Genomic DNA, 13,886 nt, shown 5'->3' on the forward strand with positions numbered 1-13,886 from the left:
CGCCCGGCGGCCCGCCAGTGCTTACTGTGGTGACCATCACTACACGCACGAAGCGAGGACCGCGATGACCGCCACCCCGGACACCGAGCCGGTACCCGCCGAGCAGGACGGCGGCTCGTACGACGTCGTGATCATCGGCGCCGGGTTCTCCGGGCTTGGCGCGGCCTACCGGATCGCCGAACGCAACCCCGGAACCCGCTACGTCGTCCTCGAGCGTCGCGAGCGCATCGGCGGCACGTGGGACCTATTCCGCTACCCCGGCGTCCGCTCGGACAGCAGCATCTTCTCGCTGTCCTGGCCGTGGGAACCGTGGACGCGCAAGGAAGGCGTCGCCGACGGCGACCACATCCGTGAGTACATGGAGGACACCGCCCACAAACGCGGCATCTACCCGCACATCCACTTCACCACCCACGTGCAGTCCGCCGACTGGGATTCGACCACCGACACCTGGACCGTCCATACCAAGGACGGCGCGACTGGAGCTTTGGCGACCTACCGCGGCCGCTTCCTGTTCTTCGGGTCCGGCTACTACAACTACGACGAGGGCTACACCCCCGACTTCCCCGGGTTGGAGACGTTCAAGGGCACGGTCGTGCATCCGCAGTTCTGGCCCGACGACCTCGACTGCACCGGCAAGAAGATGATCGTCATCGGTAGCGGGGCCACCGCCGTCTCGCTGATTCCGGCGCTGGCGCAGACGGCGGCCAAGGTGACCATGCTGCAGCGTTCACCGACCTATCTGCTGGCCGGCTCACGGGTCAACCCGCTCATCGAACTTGTCCGAAAGTTCACCCCGCGCAAGATTTCTCACGCGTTCGCGCGCTACTTTGCGGTGGCGTTCGAAAGCGTCGTCTGGTTCTTGGCCCGGACTGCCCCTGGGCTGGCCAGAAACATCATCCGGGCGCAGAACGTGAAGGAACTGCCCGCGGGCTACCCGGTCGATGTGCATTTCAAGCCGCGCTACAACGTGTGGGATCAGCGGCTGTGCCTGGTGGCCGACGGTGACTTGTTCGAGGCCATCAAGAGTGGCCGCGCCGAGGTGGTCACCGACCATATCGACCACTTCGACGAAACCGGTATCACGCTGAAGTCCGGTCAACACCTGGATGCCGACATCATCGTCACGGCCACCGGCTTGCAGCTGCACGCCCTCGGCGGCGTGCGAATCACGCTGGACGGCAACGAGATCAAGCCACAGGAGCGGTTCTCCTACAAGGCACACATGCTCGAGGACGTGCCCAACCTGATCTGGTGCATCGGCTACACCAACGCGTCGTGGACGCTGCGCGCCGACATGACCGCGCGCGCCGCGGCAAAGTTGATCGCGCACATGAAGTCTCACGGCTACACGCACGCCTTCCCGCACTTGGGCGGCGAGCCGATCGCCGAGAAGCCAGCCTGGGACATTCAGGCCGGTTACGTGCTGCGCAACGCGCACGCGCTACCCAAATCGGGCCTCAAACGACCATGGGTGGTGCGGCAGAACTACCTCGCCGATGCCTTCGACCACCACTTCATCGACAAGGTCGACGAGAACATGACGTTCGGACGGGTGGCCAACCCGGCGCGCGTGACGGGTTAGGTGGCGCCGCCAAGGTGAAGTGACGGTCTGTCCCTCGGTTGATATCACTGGTGGCACGCCCGAACGACTCTCCGTCGACCTCGACGCCCTGACCCAGTCCGCAACGAACGTCACCGGCCACGGTGACGACCTACAGGCCAGCCAGACCGGCGCCAGCACCCGCATCTCCGCTGCCACAGGAGGCTGGCGAGGCACCTCTGCCCAAGCCCTGGCCAACCGGATGGCCAAGTGGAACATCCGTACCACCGAGCTCGTCACCGCTGTTGGCGAGCACGCCCAGAGCCTGCACACCTGTGCCACCGTATTCGCTGCCAACGAACAGGCCAACAGCCAGAATCTGCGAGACGTCGCATCCCAGTTGCCGAACTCCACATGAACACCGGGGTAGTCGCAATACCCTGAACGCCATGACGTCTGATCGCCGCGAACCCAAAGTTGTCGTCCTCGGTGGCGGATCCTGGGGTACCACCGTCGCATCCATCTGCGCCCGCCGCGGCCCGACGCTGCAGTGGGTACGCTCGGAGGAGACCGCCAAGGACATCAACGAGAACCACCGCAATTCCCGCTATCTGGGTGATGACGTCGAACTCTCGGAAACCTTGCGCGCGACCACCGACTTCACCGAGGCCGCCAGCTGTGCCGACGTCGTCGTCATGGGCGTGCCCTCGCATGGCTTCCGTGGCGTGCTCGCCGAGCTGAGCAAGGAACTACGCCCCTGGGTACCCGTCGTCAGCCTGGTCAAGGGCCTCGAACAAGGCACCAACATGCGGATGAGCCAGGTCATCGACGAAGTTCTGCCCGGCCACCCGGCCGGCATCCTCGCAGGCCCCAACATCGCGCGTGAGGTCGCCGACGGCTACGCCGCCGCAGCCGTGCTGGCCATGCCGGATCAGCATTTGGCCGCCAACCTCGCGAAGATGTTCCGCACCAAGCGGTTCCGCGTCTACACCACCGACGATGTCGTCGGCGTCGAGATCGCCGGCGCGCTGAAGAACGTCTACGCCATCGCCGTCGGGATGGGCTACTCGCTGGGCATCGGCGAAAATACCCGGGCGCTGGTGATGGCCCGCGCCGTACGGGAGATGTCGCGACTCGGCGAGGCCATCGGCGGCCACCGCGACACCTTCTCCGGGCTGGCCGGCATGGGCGACCTCATCGTCACCTGTACCTCCAAGCGCAGCCGCAACCGCCACGTCGGTGAAGAACTGGGCTCAGGCAAGACCATTGAGGAAATCATCTCCTCGATGAATCAGGTCGCCGAAGGCGTCAAGGCCGCCAGCGTGATCATGGAGTTCGCCGAGAAGTACGGACTGAACATGCCGATCGCCCGGGAAGTCGATGCCGTGGTCAATCACGGCGCCAACGTCGAGCAGGCCTACCGCGGCCTGATGGCCGAGAAGCCCGGCCACGAGGTCAACGACTCACACTTCTAAGCCTCGACTCTGCAATGACCGCATTCATTCTGCGGTGAGCGCCCATCCGCGCCCGGATCACGCGCTCACCGCAAGAATCGATGTGGTGTGCCGGGCTCAGCTCGGGAACGACGGCATGAACGGGTTGGTGTTCTTCGGGCGATCCAGCATCGGGCTGGGTCCCGAGGTGAACGTGGCCCCCGGGCCGACGACGAAGCCGACCTGATCGTGGTTGTTCACGCAGGCGACCGTGCCGCCACCGTCGACGCCGCAGCTGATATCGCGAAAGCTCAGCCGCGTGTTCGGCGGCAATGGCTTGACGTCACCGGCAGCGGCGTAGATCGACGCGCCCGTGCTGGAGAATCCCGGCTCGCCGGAGGGGCCAGCACTCACCAGATTCGCGCCGCCGGGCGCACCGGGTAGCGCGCCGCTGCAGCCGTAGCTGCCGTTGCCCTTATCCAGAACGCAGGTAACACCGGGTGGACCAGCGAACGCGTACCAGTTGCCGCCCATCGCCGTGTACGCCACCGGGCTCACCGGCGTGTAGGCGTTGACGTTGGGAAGGACGGGGGCCGGAGCCGGATCAGGGTCGGCCGAGGCCACACCCGGTACACCGATCGCAGCTGCGCCCGCAGCGCTCACCAGGCCGATCAGGATTCTGCTCAGCATCACCACACCCTACGTAAGCGCCGCTCGCGGCGCAGCCTGCACACTTGCCTCATCCATCGACCCGACCGCCCTGATTCGTTACGTGTCGACCCATTCCGACCGGCACATTCGCATCAGTTCGGGCCGGCCGCGACCTACACTTAAAGGATTCCAATTGGGACCCGGAGAGGCCGTTCGGTGCGCAGGCACGTGAGGAGGCCGCTGCGCGGAGGCGCGGCGGTGGTAAGCCTCGCCCTCACAACCATGGTCCTGGCCGCCACGCATCCGCAGGCCGTCAGCACGCCCGTCGTCGGCCTGGCCGCGATGGTCTTCCACAACACCGCCACCAACCCGGTCGGTGACGCCATGGTCCGAATCTTCGACTACCAGGCGTTGCAGACCGACCCCGACAACGGGGTGCTGTCCATCGGCGGCGGCTCCGACGACGCCGCCACCCTCGCCGAACTCCTCAACTCGACCGATCCGTCGAACGACGTGTTTCACATCAACTACGAATTCGATGCCCGGGCAAAAGTTCAGATCCTGACCGTCTTCACCGACGGCAACGCGCTGGCCAAGCGCGTCGACAAACGGCCCGTCGACCAAGCCGGTGGTGTCACCTGCACTGGCGCCATGGTCTGCCACACCGATCCGCGCACCCAGACCACCACCATCACCTACCCGGACGGTGTGGTGGCGGTCGTCGAACGCATTAATGACCTCGCCGCCGTCGCCGCCAGGACGCTCGGCGCGGCCGTGCTCGGCCACCTGAACCCGGCCCCTATTGATCAACCCGCGCCGCAATCCAGCCCGCCGGCATTGGCGCCCAACGACCCCGCTCCCTCGACCGCGCCAGCCCCGGCGGCACCTGCCGACAACACCGGACCGCGCCTCAACGTGGTGCGGCCGGCACCGGACTTCACCCCGGGGCGTTCGGGATCGTCGATCACCTCCCCCGGGGCCAAATCCGACCTGTCCGATGCGACCGGCAAGTTCGTCAACGACGTGCTGACCCAGGTTTCGGACACCGTGAACCGGTTGTTCAACCGGCCCGACGCACCCTCGGGGATCGGCAAAGTGGGTAAGCCGCCGTCGACCGGCGAATAGTGATCGACGCCACCCACCGGGTGTAAAAGTCACCCGATCGGGAAACGCAACGACGGTCCCCGTGCTTGACGCACATCAAACGAGCGCCACGACAAGGCAATTCGCAAAGGACCCATGAACTCCCTGACAACGACATACCTGGCTGCCGGCAAGTGGCACGACTTCTGGGCCGGAAATCTGGGCGAGTGGCTGCGCACCAAGGGCTTGCACATCGTGCTGGTGATCGCCGCCGCCATAGTGGCCACCCGACTCATCCGCTGGATCGCGTCAATGATCGCCCGACGTCTGGACACCGGCCATGAGCTGGTGCGCTCGGAGAGCGCCAAGCACCGTGCCGCAGTCGCCTCCGTGATCTCGTCGGTGGCCATCGCCATTCTCTATGTGGTGGTTTCCGTCGACGTATTCGACCAACTCGGCCTGCCGATCGGCTCGCTGGTCGCGCCGGCGGCAGTCCTCGGCGCCGCACTGGGTTTCGGTGCGCAGCGGATAGTGCAGGACCTGCTCAGCGGGTTCTTCATCATCACCGAGAAGCAGTACGGCTTCGGTGACCTGGTGGCGTTGGCGGTCACCGGATCGTCCGCCGAGGCGCAGGGCACCGTCGAGGACGTCACGCTGCGGGTGACCAAACTCCGCACCAGTGACGGCGAGGTGTTCACCATCCCCAACGGCCAGATCGTCAAGGCGCTGAACCTGTCCAAAGACTGGGCCCGCGCTGTCGTCGACATCCCGGTGCCCGCCAGCGCGGATCTCAACAAGGTCAACGACGTGCTGCACGAAGTCGCGGCGGCCGCGACCACCGACGCACGCCTGGACCAATTGCTGCTGGACGAGCCCTCACTGATGGGCGTGGAGAGCATCAAGCTGGACACCGTCAACCTGAGGATGGTCGCCCGCACCCTGCCGGGCAAGCAGTTCGAGGTCGGCCGGATGCTGAGGTCGATGGTGCTGCGCTCGCTGCGTCAGGCCGGAATCGCCAGCCCCGCCAAACCAACGACGGTCGAGGCGGTGGCCAGCTCGAGCTGACGGGGCTAGTGCCCGGCCATTTTCTCCAGCCGGGCAATCCGATCCGAGATCGGCGGATGCGTGGAGAACAACTTGCCGATCTTCTCGCTGGCGCGGAACGGGCTGGCGATCATCAGGTGCGCCTGGTCGGCCAGCTGCGGCTCGGGCGGCAGCGGCGCGTTCTCCACCCCGCCGCTGATCTTGCGCAGCGCCGAGGCCAGCGCCAACGGGTCACCGGAGAGCTGCGCCCCGGACTCGTCGGCCTGGTACTCCCGCGAGCGGGACACCGCCAACCGGATCAGCGACGCGGCAATCGGCCCGAGCAGCGAAACCAGCAGCAGAGCAAACGGATTGGCACCGCCTTCGCGGTTGCCGCCACCGAACATCCCGGCGAACAACGCGATGTTGGCCAGCGCGGTGATCACCGAGGCCAGCGCACCGGCCACGCACGAGATCAGGATGTCGCGGTTGTAGACGTGTGAGAGTTCGTGGCCGAGCACCGCGCGCAGTTCACGCTCGCTGAGCAGGTCAAGGATTCCGGTCGTCACACAGACCGCGGCGTTGCGCGGGTTACGACCGGTGGCGAAGGCGTTGGGGTTGGCGGTGTCGCTGATGTAGAGCCGCGGCATCGGCTGATGGGCGGTGGTGGCCAACTCCCGCACCATCGAGTAGATCTGCGGGGCCTGCACCTCGGTGATCGGCTGGGCGTGCATCGCGCGCAGTGCCAGCTTGTCGGAGTTGAAGTACACGTAGACGTTCATGCCGATGGCGAACACCAGGGCCAGGAACATGACGTTGCGACCGAACAGCGATCCGATGAAGACGATCAGCGTCGACATTCCGACAAGCAGCATGAACGTCTTGAACGTGTTGGCGGTCGGATGCCAAGTCATGTATTCCTCCTCCGAGCAAACGCACTCTCTGCGGAGATTAACGCTTCGAACCGACTGCGAGGTTCCGCGAATCGCTCAGCCGTGGCGGTTGATTGTGTAGTCCATCAGTGAGGCCAGTGCCCGACGGCCCGGCCCGTCGGGCAACCCGGCCAGCTCCTCACCGGCCTGTTCGGCATACCGCTGGACAGTGGCCTTGGCTTTGGCGATGCCGTCTCCGGAGCGCAGCAGCGCCAGTGCCTCGGCCAGTGCTTCGTCGTCGTCGATCGGGCCTTTCACCAGTTCGCGCAGCCGGTCGGCGTCGCGTCCGGTCTCATTCAAGGCATACAGCACCGGCAGCGTGTGCACGCCTTCCCGCAGGTCGGTGCCCGGTAGCTTGCCCGACTCGTCGGGGTCACTGTCGATGTCGATGATGTCGTCGGAGATTTGGAATGCGGTGCCGACGATGCCGCCGAGCCGGCTCAGCCGCTCGACCTGATCCTCGGTGGCGCCGGCGAAGGTGGCGCCGAACTGGCCCGACGCCGCGATCAGGCAGGCGGTCTTCTCGTAGACCACCTTCAGGTAATGCTCGACCGGATCCACACCCGCGGTGTTGCCCTTGGTCTCCCGCATCTGGCCCGTCACCAGCTGGGCGAACGTCTCGGCGATGATGCGGACCGCGTCCGGGCCGAGCCGGCTCACCAGTCGCGACGCCGTCGCGAACAGGTAGTCGCCGGCCAGGATCGCGATGTTGTTGCCCCATCGGGCGTTGGCGCTGGGCGCCCCGCGGCGCATCTGTGCCTCGTCCATCACGTCGTCGTGATACAGCGTCGCCAGGTGCACCAGCTCGATCACCGCGCCGGCCACCGTCACCTGCCAGGCGTCCGGATCGGGGCCGATCTGCGCGGAGAGCACCGTGAACAGCGGCCGGAACCGCTTACCGCCGGCCTCGAAGAGATGCACGACCGCCTCGGTCATCAGCTCGTCGCCGCCGCGCAGTTCCGTGCTCATCAGCTCTTCGACACGGCCCACCCCGTCGCGGACACTCTTGGCGAACGCGGGGTCCCCGAAGTCCACCCCTGCTACCACCGTCGCCGGAGTACTCACCCTGCCAACATACTGGGAGATATGGACAGGCATGCCACCGGACGGCGAGCAGGAGCGCAGCGACCGGGGATCGATGTGGTCGTCGTCGGGGCCGGACCAGCCGGTTCGGCGGCCGCCGCCTGGGCTGCCCGGCACGGCCACGACGTGCTCGTCATCGACGCCGCTGAGTTTCCCCGCGACAAACCCTGCGGCGACGGGCTGACCCCGCGCGCGGTGCTGGAGCTGCAGCGTCTCGGGCTCGGCGACTGGCTCGACGGCCACATCCGCCATCACGGGCTGCGCCTGTCGGGGTTCGGCGCTGACGTCGAAGTGCCCTGGCCCGGTCCGTCGTTCCCCTCTGGTGGCTCGGCCGTGCCCCGCACCGAACTCGACGACCGGATTCGCAAGGTCGCCGAGGACGCCGGGGCGTCGATGCTGCTCGGCGTGAAAGCCGTTGACGTGTCTGTTGATTCACGCGGACTGGTGGATGCGGTGATCCTGGCCGACGGGTCGCGGGTGGCGTGCCGCTGGGTGATCGTGGCCGACGGGGCACGCTCCCCGTTCGGTCGGGTGCTGGGCCGGCAATGGCATCAGGAGACCGTGTACGGGGTGGCCGCGCGCGGGTACCTGGCCTCGCCGCGGTCCTCGGAGCCGTGGATTTCCTCAGACCTGGAACTGCGTTCGCCCGCCGGCGGTGCCGGCAATCGAGCCGGAGCCGGGCAGGTGTTGCCCGGGTACGGCTGGATCTTCCCGCTGGGCAACGGCGAGGTGAACATCGGCGTGGGCGCGCTGGCCACGGCGAAGCGGCCCGCCGATATGGCGCTGCGACCGCTGATCAAGCACTACACCGACCTGAAACGGGCGGCGTGGGGGTTCGAGGGCACGCCGCGGGCGGTGTCCTCGGCCCTGTTGCCGATGGGTGGAGCGGTCTCCGGGGTGGCGGGGCCCAACTGGGTGCTCATCGGGGACGCCGCGGCGTGTGTAAACCCGCTCAACGGCGAGGGCATCGATTACGGGCTGGAGACCGGGCGGCTGGCCGCCGAGATGCTGGGCTCCGGAGATCTGTCCCTGGCGTGGCCCGCGGTACTGCAGGCGCATTACGGGCGGGGCTTCTCGGTGGCCCGCCGGCTTGGGCTGCTGCTGACGCTGCCGAGGTTCCTGCCGCTGACCGGGCCGATCGCGATGCGCTCTCGCTCGATGATGGGCGTCGCCGTGCGGGTGATGGGCAACTTGGTGACCGACGAAGACGCCGACCTGGTGGCGCGGGCATGGCGGGTGGCGGGGCTTGGGTCGCGAATCCTGGACCGGCGCAAACCTTTTAGCTGAGTGCCTGGGGCGTTGAGTGAGCGAGTGGATCCGCGACGCACGGACAAGGCCGGTTGCGAGCCAGAGCATCTCGCGGAGGGTGCCGCCAAACCGGAATCGGCCCCTCCTTCTGCGTTGGAAGGAGGGGCCGATTGGTCTAGCCGATACAGTTACTCGCTGCCACCACCGGCGCCTGCAGTGCTGCCGGCGCCGTCACTGCCACTCTTAGTGGGCTTGCCCGACTTGCCGAAGCCGCTCTTGTGCCCGCCGCGGGTTTTCGGCCCGCTGGCGTCCGGTCCGTTTTGCGCGGAATCGACCTTGGTCGAACCGCTTTCGGTGTTGCCGCTGTTGAGGCCAGCAGTGCCGGTCCTGGCCTTGACGCCGGCGCGGACGGTAGTGCCGGGTGTCGGCGCGGCGGACGCCTCAGTATCGCCGGTGTTTGCCTCCGTCGATGGCGTGCTTGACGCCCCAGCGGCAGGGCTGGAGTTTCCTGGCCCCTCCTCACCGACGGCTGGAGTCCCTTCGCCGGTTGCTTCGCCAACCGTGCCGTCTGTCGCTGCGGCAGGTTGGTTCAGCGCCACGAGCCGCGCCTGTGACTGCTGCGGAGCGATCGCTGCCGCGATCGCCCTCGGCAGGTGCAGGAGCAGCGACGGGATGAGACCGGGGATCTGGTCGGGGATATCGGTGAACAGCCCTGGGAATGTGGTCCACTCATTCACGTAGTAACCGTTGAGCGCTGCGTCAGCGATGACGGCAGGCATGCTGATCAAAGTGCTGATGGCGGTTCCCAGGTCGCCAGCCTTGATGGCGCCCAGAACTTCGTCGGCGCTGTAGCCGAAAGCAAGGTTGACACCGAAGGCAGTCTGCAGAGCGCCCAGCCCGACGAACATGACCTGGGTGTTGACCGCCTCCAGCACCGCGGTGACGTTCTTCGAGATGTTGACGGGGATCTGCAACATGCCCATCAGCTGGGCGGGACCGCCGAGAAACATCATGATCAAAGTGGTGTTGAGGTTGGTCATGGCGTCGGCCACCTGGCCGGCGGCGAGGTCGTCGGCTATCAGCTTCAGCGACGGCAGCAGTGCGCCGTACCCGTCGCCGGTGGCCCAATCGATCATGCCCTTGACAAAGCCCTCGACGGATTGGCCGGCGCTCTCTGCATAGCCGATCTGGTTGTTGATGACCTGCCGCAATGCCGGCAACGGATCGGAGACCAGCTCGCTGCCGATGTGAGCCACGCTGTTGAACGTGTTCGCCACGAGATCGACCCACGGCACCAGCGGGTTGACCGCTGCGGAGAGTTCGACCGACAACGCGGCGATCTGCGACGCAGGCACCTGCACACTGGGCAACGTCGGCTGTATCGGCGCGGCGACGAGGGCGGTGGCTCCAACAGCGGCGACTCCGGCCACCAGATATGAGCGGACAGCTATCTGCATCGATCCTCTTCCTGTCAATTTGCTGTGAATCACGACACCGGGGACTGTAGCCAAGAGACTCCCGGAAAAAGCGCGATTCGATAAATGAAACGTGTTCCTTTCTGGTTGCACCAGGTCAGACACGTGACTCATTGAAGCTGGTAGACCCGACAACAAAGGCCGCCGCATTAGGTGATATGTTCTCGTGCCGATCTCGCCCCGCGAGGACCGCCTGGCGGCTGCAGCCCGATGTCGCGGATATCCAACCAGGGGTAGATGCCACTTTCCTGTGAAGATGGCCGATGGTTCAGCAAATAGTCAGTACTTGGCTCGTCAACTTGCTGGACTCGATCCGATTCCGATACTGCATCAGCGCGCGGCGCAGGTGCGTACCGGCGCAGGCAGCCGAGACGGGAGCCGGCAGCACAGGCGGGTGGCCGTCGCACCGCAGACCAAGACGCGTTTGCTGGCCGTTGGGCGAGTCAAGATCCGGCCATGGGACCCGAATCAGCAGTTAGCTCAGTGTCGCCAGCCCCGAACGTAATAGGTCCAGGCTTTCGGCGCTGACCTGGGACAGATCGCCCTCGCACTTGTCGCGACCCCACTTCTCCAACGCGACGATCAACGCCGCGGCCACCGTCGCCCCAGCCACCTCGGCGGCCAGGTCGACGTCGGGTACGTGGCGGTAACGGTCGCGGACGAAATCGGTGATCACCGCCGCGAACGACGCCTGCACCAGCCGGATATGTCCGGCGGCGCGGTCCCCGTCAATCAGGCTTGCGCGGGCCAGCGCCGCCTGCCGCACCACTTGAATGTCATGCGGGAAGCTGTCCATCGCCGCCAGCACCGCGTCGATCAGTGGTTCGTGGACCGGCCTGCGGGCCAACGCCTCCTCGAACCACTCGAAATGCGTTTCGTAGTCGGCGAACAGCACCGCTTCCTTGGTGGGGAAATGCCGGAAGAACGTGCGCTCGGTGACGCCGGCCTCCTCGGCCAGTTCGGTGACCGTGACATTGGCGAACCCGTCTCGGGCGAACCGGTCGAGCGCCACCCGGCGCAAAGCGTCACGGGTGGAGCGACGCCGCTGCTCGCGCAGGTTGCCGGACATGATCACCTGATCCTAATGACAAATTTGACAAAACTTGTTCAGATCGCGTCAGTACTGACATAAGGTACGCCGCATGACGGATTACGACGCGATCATCGTGGGGGCGGGACACAACGGGCTGACCGCAGCGGTGGTGCTGCAACGCGCGGGCCTGCGCACACTGTGCCTGGAGGCCAACACTTATAGCGGCGGGATGTCTGCGACCGTCGAGCTGATCGACGGGTTCAAATACGAGATCGCTGGATCGGTCCGCTTCCCCACCGCGCAGAAGATCAACAGCGAGCTGGGCCTGGACACCCTGCCGACCATCTCCTCGGAGATCATGTCGGTCAACCTCGGGGAAAACGGCGAGGAAGCGATGATCTTCCACAGCGACCCGATGGCGATGATGACCCACCTCAACGAGAAGCACGGCATGGACGCCGTGATGGCCATGGCCAACCTGTATGCCTGGAGCGCGGGCCCCGGCAAGGCGCTTGGCCGCTTCGATGCGCTGGCGCTGCCGAAGACCATCGACGAGATGTACGCCTGTGCCGCAGACGAAAGCGAGCGGCGCGCCATCCACGAGATGCTATTCGGCTCGGCGATGGACGTCGTCGACCGATTCCTGCCCGACAAGGAGAAGCACGCCGTGATCCGCGGAATGCTGGCCTTCCTGGCGGTGAACTCCACCTACCGCGGGCCGTACACCCCGGGCAGCGCAACATGTTTGGCGTTCGCGATGGCCATGCCCCCGGAGGGCGGCCAGATGACCACCAAACTCAAGGGCGGCATCGGTGTGCTCGCCGAGCATCTGCGCGACTTGTTCGTCGACGCCGCCGGCGAGATGCGCTACCGCACGAAGGTCGAACAGATCCTGGTCGAGGACGGCCACGTCACCGGGGTACGACTCAAGGACGGCGAGGTGATCACCGCGCCGATCGTGGTGTCCAACCTCGCGCCCGAGACAACGCTGCTGGATCTTGTTGGTGTCGACTATCTTCCGTCGTCGTTGGTGACCCGCCTCGGCGGTCGCGACCACCGGGCGTCGTTCATGCAAATCCACTTCGCGCTGGACGGACTGCCGCAGTACGCGGCACCGTATGACTACCTCAACCAGCCCGGCATGCAGATGTCGGTAGGCATGTTCGGCTCACCCGAAGAGCAACAGCGCCAATGGGAAAAGTGCCGCCGCGGCGAGGTACCGGACAACCCCGCACTGTCGATCCAGATGCCGACCGTCGGCGATCCCGAAATGGCTCCCGAGGGTAAGCATGCTGCCAGTGTGTACGCCTACGGGTTCCCCATCGAGGCCCCCCGCGAGCAGCACGGTCAGCTGAAAACCGAGATGGCTCAACAGGTTGTCGACAAGATCACCCGCTACGCCCCGAACTTCAAGGACATCCTGATCCGCGACATCACCTTCGCGCCCTACCACATGAACACCATGTTCGCCGCGCCCAACGGCGACTTCTGCCACGGCCTGCTGCAGCCCGAGCTGATGGGCGTGAACCGCCCCGGCCCCAAGGGATTCATCGACGAGCCGATCCCGATCGAGGGCCTCTACCTCGGCGGCGCGGGCTGCCACGGCGGGCCGGGCATCACGTTCATCCCGGGCTATAACGCCGGCTATCAGGTGTTGGCCGACGCCGGCCGCTAGCTCGTGAGAAGTTAGGGCTTGACGGCCGCGTGCAGCGCGACAATGCCACCAGTGAGGTTGCGCCAGCACACATCTGACCAGCCGGCAGCGCGAATCTGGGCGGCCAGAGCCGCCTGGTCGGGCCACGCCCGGATGGACTCGGCCAGATACACGTAGGCATCCGGGTTGCTCGACACCGCGCGGGCCACCCGCGGCAGCGCCCGCATCAGGTATTCCTTGTAGACGGTGGAGAACACCGGCACCACCGGGGTGGAGAACTCGCACACCACCAGCCGCCCGCCGGGGCGGGTCACCCGCGCCATCTCGCGCAGCCCCGCAGGGTGGTCGACGACATTGCGCAGACCGAAGCTGATGGTGACCGCGTCGAACACCTCATCGGCGAATGGCAGCTTGGTCGCGTCGGCGGCGACCTTCGGCACCGGCCGCGCGGCCCCAGCCCTCAGCATGCCGACCGAGAAGTCCGCGGCCACGCACCACGCACCGGAGCGGGTCAGCTCCACCGTCGACACCGCCGTGCCGGCCGCCAGGTCCAGCACCCGGTCGCCGGGCCCGATGCCCAGCGCCGATCGCGTCGCCCGCCGCCAGGAGCGGTCCTGCCCCAGCGAGAGCACCGTGTTGGTGATGTCGTAGCGGCGCGCAACGGCGTCGAACATCGACGCCACATCGCGGGGATCCTTGTCCAACGTCGCGCGGCTCACGGTGCCGAC

At 66.3% G+C, this 13,886-nt stretch carries 13 protein-coding genes; 7 read left to right on the plus strand and 6 right to left on the minus strand.

Annotation, left to right across the window (positions count from 1 at the left end):
- The first annotated feature begins 64 nt into the window (after positions 1–64).
- The 3 genes from G6N38_RS06800 to G6N38_RS06810 are packed head-to-tail and all read left to right on the plus strand — an operon-like array spanning position 65 to position 3,018.
- Entirely contained in the window at positions 65–1,585 is a 1,521-nt protein-coding gene (locus tag G6N38_RS06800; protein WP_163746821.1) for a flavin-containing monooxygenase, read from the plus strand.
- 19 nt (positions 1,586–1,604) lie between these two features.
- The gene (locus tag G6N38_RS06805) at positions 1,605–1,961 is read left to right on the plus strand and encodes a WXG100 family type VII secretion target (RefSeq protein ID WP_163746822.1); all 357 of its coding nucleotides are present in this window, start codon (positions 1,605–1,607) and stop codon (positions 1,959–1,961) included.
- Between the two features lie 31 nt (positions 1,962–1,992).
- On the plus strand, positions 1,993–3,018 hold the full coding sequence (locus tag G6N38_RS06810) for an NAD(P)H-dependent glycerol-3-phosphate dehydrogenase (RefSeq protein ID WP_163746823.1): 1,026 nt from the start codon (positions 1,993–1,995) through the stop codon (positions 3,016–3,018).
- A 96-nt stretch (positions 3,019–3,114) separates the two neighbouring features.
- Here G6N38_RS06810 and G6N38_RS06815 read toward each other — a convergent pair whose 3' ends face one another.
- Positions 3,115–3,666: a hypothetical protein gene (locus G6N38_RS06815; RefSeq protein WP_163746824.1), complete on the minus strand. Its 552-nt coding sequence runs from the start codon at positions 3,664–3,666 to the stop codon at positions 3,115–3,117.
- A 189-nt stretch (positions 3,667–3,855) separates the two neighbouring features.
- Here G6N38_RS06815 and G6N38_RS06820 point away from each other — a divergent pair, with 189 nt between their 5' ends.
- Complete coding sequence (locus G6N38_RS06820) at positions 3,856–4,752, plus strand: hypothetical protein (RefSeq protein WP_163746825.1); 897 nt, start codon at positions 3,856–3,858, stop codon at positions 4,750–4,752.
- Between the two features lie 114 nt (positions 4,753–4,866).
- Positions 4,867–5,775 carry a mechanosensitive ion channel family protein gene (locus tag G6N38_RS06825; protein ID WP_163746826.1) on the plus strand — a complete coding sequence of 303 codons (909 nt, stop codon included), beginning with the start codon at positions 4,867–4,869 and terminating at the stop codon, positions 5,773–5,775.
- 5 nt (positions 5,776–5,780) lie between these two features.
- Here G6N38_RS06825 and htpX read toward each other — a convergent pair whose 3' ends face one another.
- A complete protein-coding gene (gene htpX / locus G6N38_RS06830) occupies positions 5,781–6,647 on the minus strand; it encodes a zinc metalloprotease HtpX (RefSeq protein ID WP_163746827.1) in 867 nt (288 codons plus the stop codon).
- 75 nt (positions 6,648–6,722) lie between these two features.
- Entirely contained in the window at positions 6,723–7,730 is a 1,008-nt protein-coding gene (gene grcC1 / locus G6N38_RS06835) for a nonaprenyl/(2E,6E)-farnesyl/geranylgeranyl diphosphat synthase (protein WP_163746828.1), read from the minus strand.
- Positions 7,731–7,751: 21 nt separating this feature from the next.
- Between grcC1 and menJ the strand changes: the two genes are divergently transcribed.
- Complete coding sequence (gene menJ, locus G6N38_RS06840; protein WP_163746829.1) at positions 7,752–9,035, plus strand: menaquinone reductase MenJ; 1,284 nt, start codon at positions 7,752–7,754, stop codon at positions 9,033–9,035.
- A gap of 149 nt (positions 9,036–9,184) precedes the next feature.
- On the opposite strand, the gene G6N38_RS06845 is transcribed toward menJ, so the two are convergent.
- On the minus strand, positions 9,185–10,453 hold the full coding sequence (locus tag G6N38_RS06845) for a hypothetical protein (protein ID WP_163746830.1): 1,269 nt from the start codon (positions 10,451–10,453) through the stop codon (positions 9,185–9,187).
- 493 nt (positions 10,454–10,946) lie between these two features.
- Positions 10,947–11,540, minus strand: a complete 594-nt coding sequence (locus G6N38_RS06850) for a TetR/AcrR family transcriptional regulator (RefSeq protein ID WP_407662950.1) — start codon at positions 11,538–11,540, stop codon at positions 10,947–10,949.
- Positions 11,541–11,613: 73 nt separating this feature from the next.
- Here G6N38_RS06850 and G6N38_RS06855 point away from each other — a divergent pair, with 73 nt between their 5' ends.
- Positions 11,614–13,179, plus strand: coding sequence for a phytoene desaturase family protein (locus G6N38_RS06855; protein ID WP_163746832.1), 1,566 nt, complete (start codon positions 11,614–11,616; stop codon positions 13,177–13,179).
- 11 nt (positions 13,180–13,190) lie between these two features.
- Here G6N38_RS06855 and G6N38_RS06860 read toward each other — a convergent pair whose 3' ends face one another.
- Positions 13,191–13,877, minus strand: coding sequence for a demethylmenaquinone methyltransferase (locus tag G6N38_RS06860; protein ID WP_163746833.1), 687 nt, complete (start codon positions 13,875–13,877; stop codon positions 13,191–13,193).
- Positions 13,878–13,886: the final 9 nt, after the last annotated feature.

Origin of the sequence: Mycolicibacterium helvum (assembly GCF_010731895.1) — a bacterium.
GTDB lineage: Bacteria > Actinomycetota > Actinomycetes > Mycobacteriales > Mycobacteriaceae > Mycobacterium > Mycobacterium helvum.